Consider the following 22,286-nt stretch of genomic DNA (forward strand, 5'->3'; position numbering starts at 1 on the left):
AAGTTTATTGCGAATTGAGGCTCTTTTTGTTTTACCATAAATTGCCACATTCTTTAACCTGTAGGCATTTCAGGGGATTTTGTATCCCCTCAAGGAAAATTACACTCCTGCTATAGGTTGAAGAGGGTCATTCAGAAGGTACAAATTTAACAGAATCAGGACTGAGGTAAAAAGGCAGTGAAAGCCTTGATTTCCCGTAGGGGCAATTCATGAATTGTCCCTATGTTTAGTAGTTAATGCGTAAGTCCTAATAATATTTGAGTCAGAATCCTCTATTGAGCAGGACTTGATAGATTAGCACGCCGATCGCAAGTATGATAACTATGGTGATTAGTGGCGATCGCTATTGCTGTGTCATATAAAATTTTACAGATGTAGAATTTGTTTTGTTTTATATTTTTATTCAAAAGCCGATTTGACAAATATTATTTTAGATATTGCCGAAACACAAAACGAGACAATAATACTTAAGAAAAATATTGCACAATAACTAGAAAAATTAAGAGAAGCAGGTTTAGGATTTGATTTGGTGTTGATAACTTATAAAAAAGCTCCAGGGGGAAGCGACTTGGTTGTTTCCCAAGGATATTGAAACAAAAGGGACTGATGGCGATAAATCAATACCCTCCACCAACTAATTCACAACGCATCCTTCAAAGGAGAGAGATAGGAGCCTAAACCCTGTTATAAAATAGACATATAAGGATTCGGGGGGCCATTTAACTGGTCATAAACGCCTATAGAAACTATTTTTGGAAATCTCCAAGGTCTGAAGTCCAGCCAGCTGAAACAACTACAGAGGCTGTATCACCAGCGTATACCGAGCGATCGCATCACCACATCCGAGTTCTCCCAGCGGCTGGCAGCAATTAGCACAGAAGTAAATCAGCCTGTGTGCGCCTACATCAACCGTCGCGGACAAGTGATTCGGGTCGGGGTAGGCACACCGCGTCAAACACAAATACCACTGATGGAATTGCCCCGTTATGGTGCAGAACGACTCAGTGGTATTCGTTGCATCGCCACCCATCTCAAAGCAGAACCGCCAAATGAGGCGGCACTCACGACTATGGCACTGCAACGCTTAGATGCCCTAGTTGTCCTAAACATTACCGGAACTGGATTTACACGACGGGGAGGTGGTGCGACTGGTTATGTCAAAGAAGCTTATCTAGCTCATCTGACACCCCAAGAGTCTCGCACTCTGATTCCTAGTCCTGCTGCTGTCAAAGTAGAGGAAAGCCAATTCGGCTTCGCTCACTGTAAACAAATCCAATCCCCAAGTTGGAATATATCGCCACCTCTAAGCTTGGATGAACTGGCAGACCAGGATTTAGTAGACTTGGTAGAAAACCTGGAAGCAGAATTTCAACGGGAATTTATCGCCCAGGAAGTAGATTCTGACCACGATCGCGTGCTAATTGTCGGGCTGATGACCAGTGAAATAACTCCCCTACAATTCCAAGACACCCTAGTAGAATTGGCACGTTTAGTTGATACAGCTGGGGGAGATGTATTACAGACAATACAACAAAAGCGATCGCGCATTCATCCTCAAACAGTAGTTGGCGAAGGTAAAGTTCAAGAAATTGCCCTAACCGCCCAAACACTAGGAGTTAATCTCGTCGTCTTCGACCGCGACCTCTCACCCTCCCAAGTCCGCAATTTAGAAATGCAAATTGGTATCCGGGTGGTTGACCGCACCGAAGTAATTTTGGATATCTTTGCTCAACGCGCTCAGTCCCGAGCTGGTAAATTGCAAGTAGAACTAGCACAGTTAGAATACATGCAGCCGCGACTCGCTGGTAGAGGTCGCACCATGTCCCGATTGGGTGGTGGTATTGGGACTCGTGGCCCTGGTGAAACCAAACTAGAAACAGAACGCCGTGCCATTGGGCAGCGCATTTCCCGACTGCAAAAAGAAGTGACCCAGTTACAGGCGCATCGTTCGCGGTTACGGCAGCGACGACAGCATGAAGAAGTTCCCTCAGTGGCTTTGGTTGGATATACTAACGCTGGCAAGTCCACCTTATTGAATGCTCTCACGAATGCAGAAGTTTATACAGCCGACCAGCTATTTGCCACTCTCGATCCTACTACTCGCCGCCTGGTAATTCCTCATGGCGAAGCTGATAAACCTCAAGAAATTCTGATTACAGATACGGTAGGGTTTATACATGAACTACCTGCATCGTTAATGGATGCCTTCCGCGCCACCTTGGAAGAAGTCACAGAAGCCGATGCCCTACTACATTTGGTCGATTTGTCTCACCCCGCTTGGTTACGCCATATTCGCTCAGTTAGAGAAATCTTGGCGCAAATGCCAATAACTCCAGGCCCAGCGCTGGTTGTTTTTAACAAGATTGATCAAGCCAATAGCGAGACACTAGCTTTAGCTAGAGAAGAATTTCCTTTAGCGGTGTTTATTTCTGCGAGTCAGCGTTTGGGATTAGAAACCTTACGTCAGCGTCTTGCCAAGCTAATTGAATACGCAGTTGACAGTAGATAGATGTAAAAATTAATACGGCTTTTGATTTTAGAAAGCTCAGTATTGTTACTGGGCTTTTTCTGTGTATAAAGCTTAAAATAAAGTATCTTTAAAGATGAATCATGTATTATAGACAACCTGTCGCTCAGTGTTTAGAGTGATGTAAGGCTTTTTCTTGAGCGCTTTTGACTTTGATGGCTGGCAAGCAGCAAATTTCCATCGTAACAACTAACTATTGCGATTCTATTTAATTTATCAATTAACATGAAAAATCTCTTTTCAGCTTCAGCAGTACCATCCTTTTTAGCTGCAACTGCCGTTATAATATCATCCTCTGCTTTTTCCCCCGCAAATGCTGCTTCTTTTACATATAATCTGGATTGCGTTATATCGGGAACTGTAGGTACAAAAACTTATTCTGGTGGAAATACCTGTGCTAAAGTAGACACATCTTTTGGAACGCTTACCATTAAGGACAATGCGACTGATGCAAAAAAAGTAGATGTTGTCATCGACCTAGCAGGAACAAACAAGAATAAAATTCAAACATTTGATTTGAATTACGACGACACCAAATTTAATAACAATACTTTGTTTCAAATATCGGCAGCTTCACCTTACGCTATGGGCAGTAACCCCATTACAGTAAAGGAAAACCAGCAAAAACCAGGTGGCTATCAAGGTCAATTAGATTTAGAAATTAACCCATCATCAACTGGCCCAACCAATGATGGCTTCACCGCCACAATTTCAGTGAATAATTTTGATCTCAATGCAGCATACTTTAATTCTCAAGATACTCTAAATCAAATATACGCGGCAGTTCACATAGGAAATTACGGTAATAACCCAGGAGAATCTGGTGCTAATTCAATCTGGGTAGGGGCGAGTTCTTATTATCAGGCTCCACCTAAACCTAAATATGTCCCTGAACCAAAGACAACAGTTGCTCTAGCTTTATTTGCTCTGGGTGCTTTGGGACTTATCAAAAAAAGAAACAGTCTGCATAAAAGTCAGCAACATTGCTGATTCAATTTGGGTGGTGAAGCACAGAGGTACTTCACCACGCGTTACTTGTATAAGTAGGTAGACAAGATAAAACCAAACTATATAACGAAAAGTAAAATCTCTGTATTTGGCTCGTAGTTGCGCTTTAGCGCTAAAGCGCAACTACGAACCAGTGATGATTATTTGCGCCCACTTACTTAGTAGTAATTTTTGACTTAAGTAAGCCTCAATACTGGCCCCAAACTTTGTTAAATATAAGATAAAACCTCACCCTCAATCCCTCTCCTTATTATTGTCGGGGTCAGCCGGAGGCAGGGTGAGGTTTTATATTTAATTTGACCTACTTACTTATAAAATCGGTTAGTTAATACATAAAAAATTTCTATATGGTTTGAGCAAAAGTATGATAATGAAGCTACAGTTAGTACCAACATTCTAAAATTAAGAATGTATGACATTAATTTAAGGACATTATGGCCGCAAAAGTAGAAATTTACACTTGGAGAACTTGCCCGTTTTGCATTCGTGCCAAAAGTTTGCTGAAGAACAAGGGAGTTGAATTTATTGAATACAGCATTGATGGAGATGAGACAGCTAGAAATAAAATGGCTCAAAGAGCAAATGGACGCCGTTCTTTACCGCAAATTTTCATCAATGACGATCATATTGGTGGTTGTGATGATATCCACGCTTTAGACAGTCAAGGCAAGCTAGATGAGCTACTAACTTCTAGCAAGAGTGTGTAGTTTCAGAACATATTGCTAGAAGCTAGCGACAAGCCGCTACACACGGCAGTCGCTACAATGGAGAGCTACGCGCTGCCTTGTTTAGAGACTTTTTTCTCACAAAAGTGATATCTGTCCACAAGACTTTACCCGCCAGGTTCCACTTAGCAGTACATACAGCCGATTTTAAGCAAAGTGAGGTACACAAGCTAAGGAACGTGAATTAAATAAAATGCAAAACTTCATCAATTATCTCAATCCCTCTCCATATATCGGAAAGGGATTGAGGGTGAGGTAAGCTGTCGGACATAAATTGTATGTTATTTAATTCTTATTTCTAAGTCTGTTACCCAGGTATAAAGCGTGTTTTATTCCTGAATTCTGTATTATGTATTCTGAATTCTGCTGTATATACGTCAATTGGTGAGAGCATCAAGAGATAATAATTGAATAACCATTTAATTTCTTGGTGATTGAGGTATAAAGGGTGAAACTGGCTTTTATCATTGATCCCATCCATCTGCTTGACCCGTGTCATGATACCAGTGTTGCCCTAATTGAAGCAGCCCAAATCCTGGGACACGAAGTTTGGGTGACTCAGGCAAATTTGCTGAGTGTAGTGGAGAGCAAAGCTTGGGCTGTCCTACAGCGAGTCGAACTTGTACCAGTGCAGTTGGTGGAGGGACGCTGGGTAGCGGTGAATCCTTGGTATAAGTTGAGCGATTCCTGCTTAACTTCTTTAGAGACAATGGACGCCGTATTTATGCGGACAGATCCACCTGTAAATGATTCCTACCTCTATGCCACTTACATTCTAGATTACATTGACCAAAATAAAACCCTGCTGATTAATAGTCCTAGCGGCATCCGAGGGGCAAATGAAAAAATGTACGCCCTCCAGTTTACTAAAGCGATTCCAGAAACGATTGTCAGTGCTGATAAGCAGTTTATCCGACAATTTGTCGAAGCAAAGGAAGCTACGGTTCTCAAACCACTGGGTAACAAAGCTGGGGAAGGAATTTTATTTTTGCAATCAGGCGATCGCAATTTTAACTCGATTGTCGAACTTAGTACCCTCCAAGGTCGAGTGCCTGTAATGGTGCAAACCTATTTACCGGAAGCAAAAGCAGGAGATAAGCGAATTATCCTACTCAATGGCGAACCAATTGGTGCGCTCAATCGCCTCTCTAGCGGAACTGATTTTCGCAATAATATGGCTACTGGTGGCACAGTCGCTCAAACCGAAATCACCCCAAGAGAGGATGAAATTTGTACTCAAGTAGCCGAACGCTTACGTCAAGACGGCTTAATTTTTGTCGGTATTGATGTTATTGGTGGCTACCTAACTGAGGTTAACGTCACTAGTCCTACTGGAATTCGTGAGATTGATCGCCTAGATGGGACTCACCTTGGTCATCAGGTTATTCAATGGATTGAACAGACAATAAAAAGCAAAAAATAAATGTAAATTATTTTTTGCTTCGTGTCCTATAGCAGTTCTCACTTGGATGCAATACAGTCTGAACCTCACCCAGTATTTGCTTACACAAACACTTTTCTGTCCTTGCCAAGGAGAGAGGTTGGGAGTGAGTTTTAAAAATGTACTTCATGCAAATGAGAACTCCTTGCTATATTTTCCCAGAAACAGACTTCCTTCGGGCGCTTGTGTAGGCAAATTACCCACGCAAAGTAATCTAAATAAACATACTTAGTCTTACTGTATGTGAGTTTAAGGAAACGCGGGGGTAGATGTAGCGATGACTACGACGGGCTATCAGTTTCGCATCTGTAGTTGGGCAGGTATTCTTCTTTATTTCTTCTAAAAGAATAGCTGGACATGTGAGCCAGCAGACTCCTGCCCAAGTTCATTCTATTTTTATAAAGTAGCGTTAACGAGTTTTTTACCCATTAGCAAGATCGGGGATGGCAACAGATTGCTTACCCCTGCCCTTAGTAAAACCCTGAAACTAGCAGATTTTATACAGCACTCAGCCTTACCTGAGACTGCTAATTTAATCTAAAACCTCAAATCCAAAATCTTTTAATTCCGTGGTGTACGTCGTTTTTGAAGAAAATCAGGTATATCCAATCCAGGTTTTTCTTTTGGTTCGGGAATTGGAGTTGGAGTTGGAGTTGAAGTTGGAGTTGAGGTTGGGGGATTAACTGCTGGTTGCTGTGTTGTTGGTCGCTTCGAGGTATTAGGTGCTACTCGAACGTTAGCAACGGTTTGTTGTACCGCAGCTTGCACTTCACCTGTAAATCCGGTGGCAATTACAGTAATTCTTACCTCGCCTTGGAGTCTGTCATCAATTACAGCCCCAAAAATAATATTGGCGTTGGGATCAACTACTTCATAGATTGCTTCTGCGGCTGCATTCACTTCATGCAAAGTCAGGTCAGTACCACCCGTAATATTAAAGACAACGCCTCTAGCACCTTCAATAGAACATTCTAGTAAAGGTGAAGAAATAGCTGCGATCGCAGCTTCTCTGGCTCTAGATTTTCCAGAGCTAACGCCAATTCCCATCAATGCCGATCCCGCATCTGCCATCACAGCGCGGACATCAGCAAAGTCAACGTTTACCAAACCGGGGATTGTGATGATATCAGAAATACCTTGCACCCCTTGACGCAGCACATCATCTGCATAACGAAAAGCTTCTTGCACAGGTGTTTGTTCGGGGATCACTTCCAACAGTTTGTTGTTGGGGATAATGATCAGTGTATCTACTCTACTTTTTAGTCCTTGAATACCTTCTTCGGCTTGGCTGGTACGGCGGCGACCTTCAAAGACAAATGGACGTGTGACGACACCAACAGTCAGAGCGCCCATTTCTTTTGCTACTTCTGCCACTATCGGCGCTGCACCTGTCCCAGTGCCACCCCCCATCCCAGCAGTGATAAATACTAGGTCTGCACCCTCCAAAGCTGTAGCAATTTCATCTCGTGATTCCTCAGCTGCCTTTTGACCGATGGCAGGATTACCACCGGCTCCTAAACCCCGTGTTAGCTTCTGTCCAATTTGCAATCTACTGGGAGCGCCAGCTAAGGTAAGAGCTTGGGCATCAGTGTTAATTGACCAAAACTCTACCCCAGAGACATCAGATTCGATCATGCGGTTAACGGCATTGCCACCGCCACCACCTACACCAATCACTTTTATGTTGGCAACCCGGCCAGGAACAATCTCGCCAATTCGGCTATTTTCTGGAGAAATCTTCTTACTATCGTGATTTTGTCCGAAGTTCAACCCAGAGTTATTAAAGGGATTAGTCGAGTTAACTGCCAGAGAGAACCCCGGCTGTCCCGTAGATTGGGAATTTTTATAGTTAAGTCCTTGGTTATTATCAAGTGTCATTGGATTTGTCAAAGGGTAGATAAACGACTTTTTCAGGTGTTATTCACCTAAGAGTCAACTTTAGTTTGACAATGCCACAATACTAGGGCATTGTTCTTTATTGTTTTCACTACTGCCAAGCCTAACAGAATTGGCAGTGCGAAAATTTGCTATGGGATGAGCTTTCAGGGCAACCGATCGCACAGCCAATTCTAGAGAAGTATACCTATATTTATCTAAAAGTGAGATGTATAACATCAAAGAGACATTCTTTGCTTGATTATTCTCAGTAGAGGGCAGAACTTGTAAAAACACACCATAGCGCATCTTATCTACCTCAATAATATTGTTAATAGATTTCACCATTACGGATAGCTGCAACTTTAGACACAAAATTTACCTTATACTTACTTATCCCTAAGGTTGAAGTAAGCAAGAATTTACTTGTCAGACTATACCTGATTAATTTGTTGTTTGGGGGGTCTTAATGGACACTTTGCTTGAGCAATAGTCTATCTTACAAGAACTCTCACTACTGTGGTCAACAAATCAAGATTTTTCCAGAGGTTTCGTAACCCAATAGGAATTACAGTACAGAATAGTCTAAACTGATTGCCCAGAAACAATGCTTACGCAACTTTGGGCGGCATTTTCCTTTACAGATTGAAAATAAAGGTAAACTGTTTTTGGAATAGAAGGCGTTTTGCACGCCATCGCCCATCATTAGATTGTCGGACATTTTGCACCCTACTATTAGATGTTAGGGGTCATAATTGAAAGTGTTTTACTCGTAATAGAGATTTTAGGATTTATCTTCTCATTTTAATTAGAAGTTAATGCCGATTTTCGTGCGGTTTGCTCGAAAACTGAAAATAATAAATATATTTATCAGCATAAAGCTTCTTAATCTACTAGGAGCTATCAATACATTAAACACGCTAGATGTTTTTAGGGGTTTTGGAAGTTAATTTTTGTTCTTTTTGGTTCATCTGTACTAATGGAAATTCGGGATTTTTCAGATCAATATACTCTATTTGGCCGGAATTGAGTTTTGCTGTTAAAGGGCGCATTTGGGCGAGTACTTTAATTTGTTCAGACAACTGGGGACCTGGAACGCCGAGATGCACATTTCCTAGTTCTGTTTTCAAAATTAAATTCGTTGGATTTTGGCAATCAATTTCCATCACTTTTACCGGACTTTGGCTTACAGCTTGATGAAGTTGAGTCCAATAGAGACAGTATTGTTTGGGCAAGCCAATGACTCTGAGGTTGGGTAATTTCTTAGTGGGATTGAGTGATGTATATTTTTCTAAAGGCATCCAGGCCCCGCTTGCATCTAGTAAGCCGATTGTGACTTTTTTGTTGCCAGCGCCTTGATTTTGCCCACTTGGTGTTTGAGTCACGGCTACAGGAACTCGTTCTTGGATTTCGATGTTTAATCCAGGAGGAAACAAGCGGCGTCTAACGATAGCTTCGGCAATAGTTGGTTGTTTCTTCAAAGAGTTAGCGATCGCTCCCGGTTCAATCCGCCACAAAGATTGGGGGTAAGATAGCACCAACAGTGATTGAGTTGTCTCATCCGACAGGGACTGATTGCCTGATTTGATCGCTACTTGTTTGGAACTTTTTAGCACCCACACTGGTTGGACTGCCAGCCAGAGCAATCCACCCGCAAAACTGGTAATGGCAAAAGTTCGCCAAATAGCTTGAATAATTCTCATCTGCCTCTCTCGACGTAATTTCTTACGACGCTGGGCTAGATCGGTGCGGGAAACTGATATTATGCCAGCCATTCAAACCCCTTTCTGGTTACAATCCAAATTCCTTGACGCGCTTATAAGTAGGTAGACAAGATAAAACCAAACTATGTAACGAAAAGTAAAATCTCTGTATTTGGCTAGTAGTTGCGCTTTAGCGCTAAAGCACAACTACGAGCCAGTAATGATTATTTGCACCCACTAACTTAAGTAAGTAGGCATAATTAAACATAAGATCAAACCTCACCCTCAATCCCTCTCCAAAGCATCAAAGAGGGAAGCCGGAGGTAGGATGAGATTTTATATTTAATTTGACCTACTTACAAGTTATTATTCATCTCAGTAAACACTATCGGCATCTGTTAGCCGCTCTCCTCAAAACTTTTTTTATTTTTAGTAACACTTTACATTAACTACACAACGAACGTGGCCTTAGTTATCCTTCCAATTAAAGTTTCCGGTGTCCATTTTTAACTTACTGTTGTCTTTTCGACAAGCGATCGTCAAATATTTTGTCTTTAAAGATTACAAAATATTAATTTAGATATTCCTAATATTTCCTTGACAAAAAAAACATAAAATGATATGAAAAAGGTTTCTATATCTCTGTATAGCTTGCTATAATTCATACCAGTCCTTATCATTAGCTATACAAATTGGGAACTATATAATCTAGTAGCTTTTTGACTGATTAACTCAAGCCTACAAGGTTTGTGCCAGGTCAAACAAAAGCTACAGATTGTCAAAATCTCAATAGCAGGAGTAAAAAGGACAGATATGCTTAAGTTTACTAGTACAGATGGCGCGTAAATAAACATACCCAAGAAGCCCGGAATACAATTATGCATGAATGCGTGACTTCTGGCTTGCGGTACTAGGGTCAACTAAATCTCTACCATACTACTGACAGCGATTTGTAATAAGTGCTGTCTTTTGCAAGATACTACCAACTTGCGAAGTAATCCTGTGCCTACATCCAGGCTAGAGATTTTTTGTATAAAAAATACAAGTTAATTGCATCGACACATACATCTACACACATCTACATACATGAAAACGACATTAAATTTGTCACGTTTTTATAAAGCATGTAACCCAAGCTACACACTTAATATAAGTAACGTGCTAGATCGCCAGTATTACATAGATTTTGCTGATGTCCGTGGTTGCAAGATTGTCGAAGAATTGCAACGGACTATCGTTCGGATTTCTCCTGATGAGCCAACCTGCCAGTTATTTACAGGTCACATTGGCTGCGGGAAGTCAACGGAATTGCAGCGCCTCAAGACAGAACTAGAATTGGCGGGATTTCATGTAGTTTACTTTGAGTCCAGTCAAGACTTAGATATGGCGGATATTGATATCAGCGATATTTTGCTGAGTGTAGCCCGTCAAGTCAGTGCCAGTTTAGAAGGCATTAGCATTAAACTCAAACCTGGTTACTTTACCAATTTATTTAAAGAAGTAGGCGATTTTTTGCAAACCCCCATAGAGCTTTCTGGACAAGCAGAGTTGTCGTTGGGTATTGCCAAAATTACCGCTAAAACCAAAGATAGCACCCAGATGCGGAATCAACTAAGGCAATATCTGGAACCACGTACTAATAGTATTTTGCAAGCGATTAACGAAGAAATTTTAGAAAAGGCTGTCGAACAGCTAAAGCAGCGGGGTCAAAAAGGATTGGTAGTAATTGTAGATAATTTGGATCGAGTGGATATGCGTCCCTTAGCATCGGGGCGATCGCAACCAGAATATCTTTTTATCGACCGAGGCGAACAGCTACGCCGACTCAAATGCCACCTAGTTTACACCATTCCCCTAACGTTAATTTTTTCCAATGAGTACGAGACACTAAAAAATCGCCTGGGGGGGGGGATTGCGCCAAAAGTATTACCGATGGTATTAGTGCGCCAAAGAGATACCAGTGACTACGAACCAGGGATGTCACTAGTGCGCCAGTTAGTTCTAGCTAGAGCTTTTCCAGAAGTTCCTTTGAGTGAAAGGTTTTTATTGATTACAGAATTATTCGATCACTCCCAAACCTTGGATCGTCTATGTCGCGTTAGTGGTGGTCACATTCGTAATTTATTAGGTTTACTTTATAGCTGCCTGCAACGACAAGATCCGCCTTTTTCTAGGGACTGTTTAGAAGCCGTGATTAAGGACTACCGCGACGATTTGCTATTAGCTATTGATGAATCCCAGTGGGAATTATTGTTTGAAGTCGTGCAGCAGCAGAGAGTTAAAGGTGAGTCTGACTATCAGAGCTTACTAAGAAGCATGTATCTGTTTGAATATCGCGATCCTTTGGGGCGCTGGTTCGGCATCAGTCCAGCGTTAGCAGAAACAGAAAAAGTTTTAGCTTGGCAAAAAAACAAGTAACAGTGCTGGGTGGGTCATTAGTCCTTTGTCCTTTGCCATTGGACTAATAACTAATGCCAATTTCCCATTCCCCATTCCTAATGCCCAATAACCAATGAATATTGACAAGCAGTTACAAGTCTACACAAAAGAAAATCAGCATACTTTGCAAAGATTGGTTAGAGCGATCGCACTTTCTGAAGGTCAATTTGCCCTAATTTTAGTTCGGTGTAACTATGGGCAATTACGCGAGCAAATGTTAGAAAATATTCGCTCCATCACCAAAGATATCTATCTCAGAGAAATCGTTCTGAATCCATCAACGACTTCCTTACACAACACAATAGTCTCAGAACTATCTTTAGATAATCCTGCTGTCCTTACAGACTCTTTGCCATCTGCTGTAATGGTTTTCGGTATTGAGTCAACTATCAACCTGGAAAACGTACTTACAGGCATCAACCAAGCGCGAGATATCTATGCCGCAACTTTTCCATTTCCAGTGGTGTTATGGCTACAAGATGAAGTTGCATCATTGCTTTCAAGATTAGCGCCTGATTTTAAAAGCTGGGCTGCAACCACGATTAAATTTGAAATGGCAAAAGCAGATTTAATTGCTTTGATCAACCAAGAGGCAGAATCATTATTTGCCAAAGTTTTAGAAGCAGGTGCCGAAACATTTTTATCTAACGCCTCCCTAGATTTAGATCCTAAGTCTCAACACCGCCACGAAATAGAATCAGCCCGTAATGATTTGCTGCGCCTTTACAGCTTTCAATTAACACCAGGATTAGAAGCTAGTTTAGAATTTGTTTTAGGGCGAGATAAATACGCCAACGATCAAATTAATGGTGCTTTAGCCAATTATCAAAGAAGCCTAGCATTGTGGCAGCAGGAAACAAAAAGAGTAGCAGGATGGGAAACTAATTCTTCTTTACGCCTCTCATATCCTCACCCTAGCCCTGCCTCATCTTTACTGAAGCAAGCAATAGTACTATTCCATCTGGGGCTGTGTTATCACCGAATGGCAGACTTACACCAAAATAATAATAGTAGCTATTGCGAACATGCTCTGTTGTGGTTTAAACAATGCCTAAAAATATTGGAGGAGGTAGAAAGAGAAGACTTAGTTGCTAAATTTATTTTGCCTGCTTGTGAAATGTTGCAACGTTTACAAGCCTGGGATGACTTAAAAGAATTAGCTCAAAAGTCATTACATCTACATCAAACCTATGGAATTCCTGCACAAGTTGCTCAAGATTATGGATTTTTGGCAAATGTGGCAGTTTCTCAGTCGAATTGGGTACTGGCTCATGAATTAGCAAATACAGCACTTTCTATCTCCGAAGAAGTAACACAAGCTTCTTTGCAAGACGCTGTGCGAAGACGACGACAAGAAAGTTGGTATCTTCTCTTGCTCGCCCGGACACAGAGGCATCTAGGTGAGCCAGAGGAGGCTATCAATAATTTGGAATGGGCGAGGGTAGTTTGTGAGCTACAACATCAGCCATCTCTTTATTTAGAGATTTTAGAGGAACTGCGATCGCTTTACTTTTTTGAGCGTCATGACTATACAGAAGCCTTTAAGCTCAAGCAAGAAAAAATTCAAATAGAACATCAATACGGCTTTCGTGCTTTCATTGGAGCAAGCCAATTGCAGCCGCAACACTCTAAAATTAACCCAGCATTAGAACCTCAAAAAATACCGTTTATTGCTGAGGGAGTTGCCCAAGAAATATCTGCTTCTGGACGGCAGCAAGATGTCAATCGTTTGATTGAAAGAATTACTCGTGCAGACTACAAGCTCACAGTAATTTATGGCCCATCCGGTGTAGGTAAAAGTTCAACTCTCAAAGCTGGTTTAGTCCCAGCACTAAAAGGTAAAGTTATCGGTGAACGCATTCCTATACCTATTGTTTTGTCTGTTTACACTGATTGGCTTACAGTCTTGATAAGCAATCTAAATAAAGTGCTGGCACCCACAGGAATATCGGTTAATCTTGACTCTACACCCAGTATCCTCCTAGAAAAGATTCGGTTAGCAACCGAGCGCAATTACACAATAATTATCATCTTAGACCAGTTTGAAGAATTTTTCTTTATTAGTAATCTTCCTACAGAAAGAATAGAATTTTATCAATTTTTTAGTGAATGCTTAAACATTTCTTATGTCAAAATTATTTTGTCATTAAGAGAAGATTATTTACATTATTTACTAGAATTTGAACGGTTGAGCCAAAAAAATAGTATTGGTCTATATGATTTAGGCGTAATTAATAAAAATATTCTTGATAAGGATATTCGCTACTATCTAGGAAAATTCTCAAGCGAAGATGCTAAAGCCATAATTCATAGTCTTACTCAGCGTTCCCATTCTGAACTGAGTGATGAATTAATTAACCGATTAGTCCAGGATTTAACAGGAGAACTAGACGAAGTACATCCAATTGAATTACAAATAGTTGGCGCTCAACTACAAATAGAAAACATTACCACACTCGCACAATATAAGCTTTGCGGCGGCTCGACAAAGTTGGTAGAACGCTGGCTTGGGGAGGTTATTAAAGATTGTGGTCAGGAGAATGAAGAGTTAACTTGGAAACTATTATTTGAGTTAACTGATGAAAAAGGAACGCGACCGTTAAAAATTAAAGCTGATTTAGCGGCTGCATTAGTTAATAATCATGATATAGATACAATATCAAGCTTTGACACAGTTGGGGAACTGATTTTAGAAATATTGGTGGGTTCAGGTTTGGTGTTGCGAGTTAGAGAAGAGTTAGGCGATCGCTACCAGCTAGTTCACGATTATTTAGTTGAACCAATTCGCCAAAAAAACAATTATGGTATGCTCGCGGAATTAGAAAAAATCAAGCTGGAAAAAACTCAAGCTGAAGTTGCCCAACAATTTAGTCAAAAGCAGCTAAATTTGATATTGCAACGGCGACTGCGGGAAGCACGAATAGCAGGTGCAGTGCTGGCAATCATGGGGGGAACAATAGCAGCATTATGGTGGCAAGCCGACTTGCAAAAAAGAGCCGCAATCCGCCAAACTCTACGAGCCGAACGCAGTGAAAGCAACTTGAACATTAGTGCGATCGCGGCTGCTAGTGAAGCTTTATTTGCCTCTAATAAAGAATTTGATGCCCTATTAGAAAGTTTGCGGGCTTGGAGAGAACTTAAACAGGCTAATGGAGTGCAGCCAGATACTCGAATGCGGGTAGTGACAGCCCTCCAACAAGCAGTTTATGGGGTAACAGAGGCTAACCGCCTAGAAGGACACGCTGATATTGTCTGGGGAGTAGCTTTTAGCCCAGATGGTCAGTTGCTAGCATCAGGTAGCCGAGATCAGACAGTGAAAATTTGGCGTCCTGACGGTACCTTACTCCAAACCCTCAAAGGTCACACTGATGCTGTCAGCTGTATAAGTTTCAGCCCGGATGGTCAAACCCTAGCGTCCGCCAGCCTCGACAAAACAGTACAAATCTGGCGCAAAAACCAGGTTACAGGTGAATTTGACCCCAAGCCATATAAAACCCTCAAAGGACATAAAGATTGGGTTTATAGCGTTAATTTCAGCCCTGATGGCCAGTTGTTAGCTACTGGCAGTAAGGATAAAACTGTAAGACTCTGGCGCAAAGACGGTAGCCTAGTAAAAATACTGACAGGACATCAAGGGTGGGTTAACTGGGTAAACTTTAGTGCCGATGGTCAATTCATCGCCTCCGCCAGCGACGACAAAACAGTGAAAATCTGGCGACGGGACGGTAGCCTCGTTAAAACTTTGCAGGGACATCAGCAGGGTGTGGTTGTAGCTGTTTTCAGTCCAGACGGTAAACTGTTGGCCTCAACAGGTCGAGATAAGACAGTGAAACTTTGGCGGCGGGAAATTAACAGCACAGACGGTTTTGATTTTTTTCCTTACAAAACTTTACGGCAGCATAACGGTACAGTCTGGAGTTTGAGCTTTAGTTCCGATAGTAAAAAGTTAGCTTCCGCAGGTGATGACAATATCATAAATCTCTGGAGTATCACTGGCACCTTACTCAAAACCTTCAAAGGACACAGCGATGCTGTTGTCAGCATCGCTTTCAGCCCAAATAATAAATTTCTAGCTTCAGCGAGTTATGACAAAAGCGTGAAACTATGGAGTTTAGATGCTCCAACACCGTCTATTCTTCAAGGGCATCGGAAGCGAGTTTTGAGCGTTGCTTGGAGTCCCGACGGTCAGATGCTAGCTTCTGGTAGTCGCGATCGCACTGTCAAACTTTGGCAACGATACACCAGTAGAGGTGAGGTCAAAACCCGACTTTACAAAACTTTAGTGGGGCATACAGATCAAGTTCCTAGTGTCAGTTTTGACCCTAAAGGTGAAATGCTAGCTTCAGGAAGTTATGATAAAACTGTGAAACTTTGGCGGCTTGACGGTACTTTAATCATGACTCTCCACGGGCATACTGATAGTGTGATGAGCGTGAGTTTCAGCCCCGATGGTCAATTTTTGGCATCAGCTAGCAAAGATAAAACAGTGAAACTTTGGAACCGTCAAGGCAAGTTGCTCAAAACCTTAGTGGGGCATCAGGGTTGGGTAAATAATGTAAATTTTAGTCCTGATAGTCAGATTTTAGCTTCCGCCAGTGATGACCAAACTGTGAAACTGTGGCAACCGGATGGTACTTTGCTCAAAACTTTTTCACCCCATGACAGTTGGGTGTTAGGCGTTAGCTTTAGTCCCACTGACGAGTTACTGGCTTCTGCCAGTTGGGATAATACCGTAAAATTGTGGCGACGGGATGGTACCTTGTTAAAAACCTTATTAAAGGGGTACAGCGATAGCGTCAATGCCGTGACTTTCAGTCCCAATGGTGAATTGCTCGCCGCCGCCAGTTGGGACAGTACAGTGAAACTCTGGAGCCGTGATGGCAAATTAATTAAAAGTCTCAATGGGCATCGCGCTCCGGTATTAAGTGTCAGTTTTAGCCCAGATGGTCAAACCCTAGCCTCAGCCAGTGATGACAACACGATCATTCTGTGGAATTTACATCTTGATGATCTGCTTGTTCGTGGTTGCGACTGGGTGGGCGATTACCTCAAACACAACCGCAATCTTGAAAAGCGCGATCGCCTTCTTTGTGATGGTATAACTAGTACCGCAGGGCGGAATTAAAAATTAATTCGTAATTCGTAATTCGTAATTACGTTTTGTGACGGGGATTTAGCTGAGGCATCAAAACGTGCTGCCTGTAGAGACAGGGGGCTTAAACCCCCAAAGTTCGTTAAAAATTAAAAATTAAAAATGAATACAGCATAATGGTTTCGTTGATTTACAATGGGTAGTTTATTTCCGCAATGCTGTACTAGTACAAACCCTTTTTAATCAGGACTTACGCACAGGTAACGGAAAATCGAACCACAGAGGACGCAGAGTCCACGGAGGAATAAGAGTTTGAGAGGTTTTTTGCGTAAGTCCTATTAATTACGAATTACGAATTAGGAATTACGAATTAGCTTGAAGCCTCAATGGGCAACCGCTCTTGGTTTAGCGGTTGATGAGGCGATGGGAGTTGTTAATTCAAAGCTAGAAATTTATTTCGAGACGATCAGCCGCATGAGCCATCGCTCTCCAAAACTTCATGATTATTTTCTGGGGGAGCCTCTTGTGGCAAATTCGCTAAAAAGGCTTGTAGTCTCATGCGCTCAATATAAGGCCAGCCTCCCTCAGACTCAATATCTTTCAGCAGTGAGTAGAGTTGCCGACGGTTAACAGGCAAACTCTCTTGAAAAACCCCATCCCGGATATCTCGGTGTAACTGCTCCAATTGCCTAAGCAAAGCTAACAGAGCTACACTATCGCTTTGACAACCTTGAACTGCATCATCCACCACAGTTGCGATCGCTTGCAGTTTACAGGACAACTCCCCTAATTCAAGATTTTTCTTATCGTTCATGCCATCCTTTCCGTATAAATGAGGTCAACTCAAATTTACCGGAGATTTTTAATTTTCCCTAGTTTGCCAATAGTTCCTCTAGAAAATGAACCTTCTGTAGGCTTCTAAAGTAGGCTTCTAGCTTCTAAATGAGTTTTTATCTAGAATCCCCCAGCAAGAACTGCCCCCTGCCCCTTCCTTGAGTCAGGGTGAATATAACTAGATTTGTATATTTATCAAAAGCAATTGCGATCGCTCGTAAAAGAGCGTAGTAACCTTTACCATAGCCTCCACGGCAGCTAGATGCGATCGGGATCAGACTTTCTTGGATTTTGAGTACTTTGATTTTGAGTTAAAAAAAATCGTATGATCTGGCTGATTTACCCATCAAACAATGGGCTGTATGTAGTAGCGTCACATACATGATACAAAAAGACTTGGGCGACGCCGCTTTTGCTATATGCAAGAGCAAAGTGCGAAGCAGCGACACGTTTAAGTACGTTTAGCAGAGAAAAGTTTGAGTGGCGACTAGCCAACCTATACGCCCGGACACTTGTTTCAACTCTAAGAAAGAGCAATGCAGTGTCCGATAAAGGATGCCTTCTCGTCAAAAATCAAAGCTTCGATGCAGTTTTACAACTTAGATATTAATTTTTGAGATTGAGGTTGACCATGAGGTATCGCGCTTTAATTGTTGCATTTTTGGCTTTGTGCCTGGGGCTAATAACTGCTTGTAGTGATGCTCCTGCTACTAGTAGTAGAGATGTACTCACTTACGATCAAATTCGCGGCACTGGTTTGGCTAACAAATGCCCCCAACTAGCTGAAACAAGCCGTGGCTCCATTCCCATTGATTCTAGCCAGTCTTATGCCATCAAAGAACTTTGCTTAGAACCAACTAGCTTCTTTATCAAAGAAGAACCTGCTAATAAACGCCAACAAGCAGAATTTGTTGCTGGCAAATTGTTGACCAGATACACTTCCACCATTGACCAGGTGCAAGGCGATCTAAAAATCAACGCAGATAATAGCCTCACCTTTACCGAAACTGATGGTCTTGACTTCCAAGCCATCACTGTGCAACTTCCTGGTGGTGAGCGAGTACCTTTCCTCTTCACCATCAAAAACTTAGTTGCTCAAACCCAACCCAGTTTGAGCAGTATTAACACCTCCACGGACTTTGAAGGCACTTTCAAAGTTCCTTCCTATCGTGGTGCTGCCTTCCTAGATCCAAAGGGTCGTGGTGTCGTCAGTGGCTACGATAATGCCGTGGCTCTCCCCGCCCAAGCGGATGATGAAGAACTTACCCGCACTAACGTCAAGCGTGCTGAAATTCTTAATGGCAAGATTTCTTTGCAAATCGCTAAAATCGATAGTTCTAGTGGTGAAATTGCTGGTACTTTCGAGAGCGAACAGCCATCTGATACTGATTTAGGTGCTGGCGAACCTAAAGAAGTTAAGATTCGCGGTCTATTTTTTGCACGGGTTGAACCGGCTCGTACCTAAACTCTTTGGAGTTAGGCAAGCATCAGCGATCGCAAAAGTTAACTACTTTGCCCGGATTTTCAGGGCTGTTTCATTCCTGTAAAAGCACTAGAGCGACGAAAAGAGACAAAGGTTCAAGGGGAGACAAGAAAAAAAATTCTTCCTTCCCTTGTTCCAGCTTTTCAAGAGGCTTTTAAAGAATGAAACAGCCCTACCTTTTTTTAGGCGTTTTTTACCGGAAAGCTGGGTCTAGAGCTACGCACTTCCACTGTCATAGACAGGACTTACGCTTTCAAGGCAGTGAAAGCCCTGATTTCTCGTAGGGGCAATTCATGAATTGCCCCTACATTTCGTACCTAATGCGTAAGTCCTAATAGATCGAATGTTCAACCCAACCTACTAATATTCAAAACCTACGCAGTATTGCGTTAAATCCAACAAAGGGCAAGATACCTTTTGGGGGTTTTTTTGCGTAATTTTACTTACTATTCTCGGAAAAATATTAGTAATTTTTAATTATTGGATGGATTTCGGTTTAATGAACACGTAATTTTACTGTAAATCAAACTTTTGTTTATCTAATAAAATTCCGGCTACTGTTGTTTTGTTTATAGAAATTAGCTTCAGCATTAATTATTTAAAGTTAAGTACAATCTCGGTTTGATATTTGGTAACTAATTTTATATTTTATTTCTATGTAGTTCTAAAAACAGCTACAGATTAGACCGAAGATCAATAAGCAACTAAATACCGATTTTGCTTATTTAAACTTTGCTCGATTGTCAAGCAAGTCTATGGAATTTTCTTTAGAAAAACGTTGTTATCTACTAGAGAATTTGCTCCCGGCATGTACGACATTATCTTTGATCTCGTGCGATCGCCACCGGAAAGTGTGGGTACGCCATCGCATCTGAGTTTAAAAGACAAAAATTAATTGTTGATTTACTTAATAAACAAACGTCTATGCCTACCACAACCACCAATGAACTGAAACATGAAATTTGGCAGTTGTTGCGAGAATATCAGCAATTTCCGTCAGAAAATATTCGCAATAAGCTGGTAAAACTAAATTTTGGACTTGTGAGAAAAGAAGCTCACTACTGGACGAATCAATGTCATGAAACCTACGATGATTTGCTCCAGGTTGGATGTTTGGGTTTAATCAGGGCGATTGAAAAATTTGAACTTTCCAAGGGACATGCTTTTAGTTCCTATGCTCTTCCCTATATTCGGGGTGAAATTCAACACTATCTCCGAGATAAAGGTGTTACCGTGCGAATTCCTCGCAAGTGGTTAGCACTGCAACAGCAAGCAATAGGAGTATCACGTTCTTGGCGTGAAAAGCATAATCGCCAACCAACAGACTTGGAATTAGCAACAGCACTAGAAATTTCTACAAACGAATGGCAAGAAATTAAATTAGCATGGGTAAATCGCGCTCCCTTGAGTCTTGATGTACCAATCCAAGATGGAGAAGAAGGCTCTACCTGTTTGGGAGATTTAGTTCCAGATCCTCACTATCGGAGCTTTCAACTAGTACAAGAAGACCAACTTCGTTTGCAACAAGCATTGGTTCAGCTAGAACAACGCACCCGCGATGTGTTGGAATGTGTGTTTTTACAAGATTTAACACAAAAACAAGTTGCAGAACATCTGGGAATCAGTGTCGTAACAGTTTCCCGTAGAGTTAAAAAAGGTCTGGATTCAATGAAGCAGCTTATGGGTGTGGCAGAAGATTGATTGTAACTAAACACCAAGCCGCAGTTCTGCCCAGGAGGCAGTGCTAAAAATAACCCTAAAAATGTAAAAAATTAGGTTATAACGGGAACATACTTTGCCTTTGATACAAATTTCAGGCATGTTAATTTGCACTTTCCAATTTTCCAATGGCTTTTGAGAACAGCTCATGGGCAGAAATTTAAAAATTACAATTGCAGCTATTTTAACTTTGGCGATCGCTGGATGTGCTTCTGAAGATACACCACAAGCGCTCAATCCTGCGCCAATTCCCAAGATAGCAGCATCGCCATCAACGACTCAATCCTTTAAGAATCCAGTGATACCTGCCAAAGAGGTTTCACAAGTTACGCCTGCATCTGCTAACTTGATTCAATCCACTAATGCTACAGAGCGGGCACGGTTTCTTCAGGTATCAAAAAACCGGGCTGATCCATTTGCACAACTTTTCGGACAGACGGTTCCTGGAATGCCTAAAACATCTGGAAAACCTGTTCCCGTGTTACCTAAGCTACCTACTCCATCGATAGCAGTCCGAAAACTTCCAACACGCACCATAGCTTTAAATCAGAATAAAAATAAGATTGCTTCTGTACCAAAAAAAGTCAATCCTACTTTGGCTAAAAAAGTCAATCGTACTTTGATTTCAGTCTTACCTAAGGTTTTGCCTCAAGTTGTCCCCAACCCAGCTTTAGTATCTGTATTGCCACCGCCAGCACAACCTGAATTAGCAAAGGCAGTTGTTGTGACTGGTGTAATTCTAATTAGTAAGGAACCACAAGCAATTATCAAAGTACCGGATGAGCCGACGAGTCGCTATGTGCAGGCGGGAGAGCGATTAGCAAATGGCGTACTGATTAAACGGATTGAAATGAATCAGGGCTACAACCCGATCGTGATTCTGGAACAATATGGTATTGAAGTTGCCAAAATGGTAGGGGAAGGGCCTGTTAATTCAACGCCGTCAGCTGCATCTGCTACCGGCAATCCTATTTCAGGGACAACGCCCCCCTCAAATCCTTTTAATGGTGGAGCTTCATAAAGATGGAGACTAAAGAAAAAATTGAATTCGCTGGTTTGCCTTTAGCTGTCTATAGAGAGATAGCAGCTCATTTACATCAAGTCGAAGGGATAGAAGTGGATTTAATTCCCCAGTCATCCCAAGAGTTTGATTACAATCAAAGTCAAATTGGTGGTTTGTCTATCTCTTGTACAGCAAACTCTGGTTTAGAAAGTCGGCAACGAGTTAACCAAATTTTGGCTTACTATCAAAATCGCTATATGAATCATATTTGATCTGTGAAAATTGAAATTTTAGATTCCCGATTTTTCAAAAAAGTCGGGAATTTTGTTGTTCACAAATGACTAAGGGACTTCCAGAAAATAAAATATACATCTAAAATAATGATAATCATTCCGATGGGGAAGGGAGAGGCTGCCGTTGGCAGCCTCTCCCTTCCC

Annotated in this window: 15 protein-coding genes; 10 read left to right on the forward strand and 5 right to left on the reverse strand. The window is 41.6% G+C overall.

Translation table 11 applies throughout. The features are described from left to right. Window positions 1-272: 272 nt before the first annotated feature. On the reverse strand, window positions 273-407 hold the full coding sequence (locus tag V7K73_RS11710) for a hypothetical protein (RefSeq protein ID WP_334880064.1): 135 nt from the start codon (window positions 405-407) through the stop codon (window positions 273-275). Between the two features lie 332 nt (window positions 408-739). On the opposite strand from V7K73_RS11710, the gene hflX reads away from it, so the two are divergent. The 4 genes from hflX to gshB all read left to right on the forward strand — a co-directional run bounded on the left by hflX (window position 740) and on the right by gshB (window position 5,683). Then, window positions 740-2,509 carry a GTPase HflX gene (hflX, locus tag V7K73_RS11715; protein WP_334880090.1) on the forward strand — a complete coding sequence of 590 codons (1,770 nt, stop codon included), beginning with the start codon at window positions 740-742 and terminating at the stop codon, window positions 2,507-2,509. Between the two features lie 243 nt (window positions 2,510-2,752). Further along, a complete protein-coding gene (locus V7K73_RS11720) occupies window positions 2,753-3,517 on the forward strand; it encodes a hypothetical protein (protein WP_334880065.1) in 765 nt (254 codons plus the stop codon). 452 nt (window positions 3,518-3,969) lie between these two features. Further along, entirely contained in the window at window positions 3,970-4,242 is a 273-nt protein-coding gene (gene grxC, locus V7K73_RS11725) for a glutaredoxin 3 (RefSeq protein WP_334880067.1), read from the forward strand. 466 nt (window positions 4,243-4,708) lie between these two features. Continuing rightward, window positions 4,709-5,683: a glutathione synthase gene (gene gshB, locus V7K73_RS11730; protein ID WP_334880069.1), complete on the forward strand. Its 975-nt coding sequence runs from the start codon at window positions 4,709-4,711 to the stop codon at window positions 5,681-5,683. 579 nt (window positions 5,684-6,262) lie between these two features. On the opposite strand, the gene ftsZ is transcribed toward gshB, so the two are convergent. The 3 genes from ftsZ to V7K73_RS11745 form a co-directional block, all read right to left on the reverse strand. Beyond that, entirely contained in the window at window positions 6,263-7,579 is a 1,317-nt protein-coding gene (gene ftsZ, locus V7K73_RS11735) for a cell division protein FtsZ (RefSeq protein WP_334880071.1), read from the reverse strand. 60 nt (window positions 7,580-7,639) lie between these two features. Beyond that, window positions 7,640-7,924 (reverse strand): hypothetical protein, encoded by a 285-nt coding sequence (locus V7K73_RS11740; protein ID WP_334880073.1) that lies wholly within the window; start codon window positions 7,922-7,924, stop codon window positions 7,640-7,642. A 572-nt stretch (window positions 7,925-8,496) separates the two neighbouring features. Further along, window positions 8,497-9,351, reverse strand: a complete 855-nt coding sequence (locus V7K73_RS11745; RefSeq protein ID WP_334880075.1) for a cell division protein FtsQ/DivIB — start codon at window positions 9,349-9,351, stop codon at window positions 8,497-8,499. Between the two features lie 1,014 nt (window positions 9,352-10,365). On the opposite strand from V7K73_RS11745, the gene V7K73_RS11750 reads away from it, so the two are divergent. After that, window positions 10,366-11,697, forward strand: a complete 1,332-nt coding sequence (locus V7K73_RS11750) for a P-loop NTPase fold protein (RefSeq protein ID WP_334880077.1) — start codon at window positions 10,366-10,368, stop codon at window positions 11,695-11,697. 94 nt (window positions 11,698-11,791) lie between these two features. Beyond that, window positions 11,792-16,843: an nSTAND1 domain-containing NTPase gene (locus V7K73_RS11755; protein ID WP_334880079.1), complete on the forward strand. Its 5,052-nt coding sequence runs from the start codon at window positions 11,792-11,794 to the stop codon at window positions 16,841-16,843. Between the two features lie 433 nt (window positions 16,844-17,276). Here V7K73_RS11755 and V7K73_RS11760 read toward each other — a convergent pair whose 3' ends face one another. Beyond that, on the reverse strand, window positions 17,277-17,624 hold the full coding sequence (locus V7K73_RS11760) for a hypothetical protein (RefSeq protein WP_334880080.1): 348 nt from the start codon (window positions 17,622-17,624) through the stop codon (window positions 17,277-17,279). Window positions 17,625-18,275: 651 nt separating this feature from the next. Between V7K73_RS11760 and V7K73_RS11765 the strand changes: the two genes are divergently transcribed. The 4 genes from V7K73_RS11765 (at window position 18,276) to V7K73_RS11780 (ending at window position 22,121) form a co-directional block, all read left to right on the forward strand. Then, a complete protein-coding gene (locus V7K73_RS11765) occupies window positions 18,276-19,109 on the forward strand; it encodes a photosystem II manganese-stabilizing polypeptide (protein ID WP_334880082.1) in 834 nt (277 codons plus the stop codon). A 942-nt stretch (window positions 19,110-20,051) separates the two neighbouring features. Next, window positions 20,052-20,828: an RNA polymerase sigma factor SigF gene (locus V7K73_RS11770; RefSeq protein ID WP_334880084.1), complete on the forward strand. Its 777-nt coding sequence runs from the start codon at window positions 20,052-20,054 to the stop codon at window positions 20,826-20,828. Between the two features lie 166 nt (window positions 20,829-20,994). Continuing rightward, window positions 20,995-21,867 carry a hypothetical protein gene (locus V7K73_RS11775; protein ID WP_334880086.1) on the forward strand — a complete coding sequence of 291 codons (873 nt, stop codon included), beginning with the start codon at window positions 20,995-20,997 and terminating at the stop codon, window positions 21,865-21,867. 2 nt (window positions 21,868-21,869) lie between these two features. Then, window positions 21,870-22,121: a hypothetical protein gene (locus V7K73_RS11780; RefSeq protein ID WP_334880088.1), complete on the forward strand. Its 252-nt coding sequence runs from the start codon at window positions 21,870-21,872 to the stop codon at window positions 22,119-22,121. Window positions 22,122-22,286 lie beyond the last annotated feature (165 nt).

It is taken from the genome of Nostoc sp., assembly GCF_036916975.1.
Taxonomy (GTDB): domain Bacteria; phylum Cyanobacteriota; class Cyanobacteriia; order Cyanobacteriales; family Nostocaceae; genus Nostoc.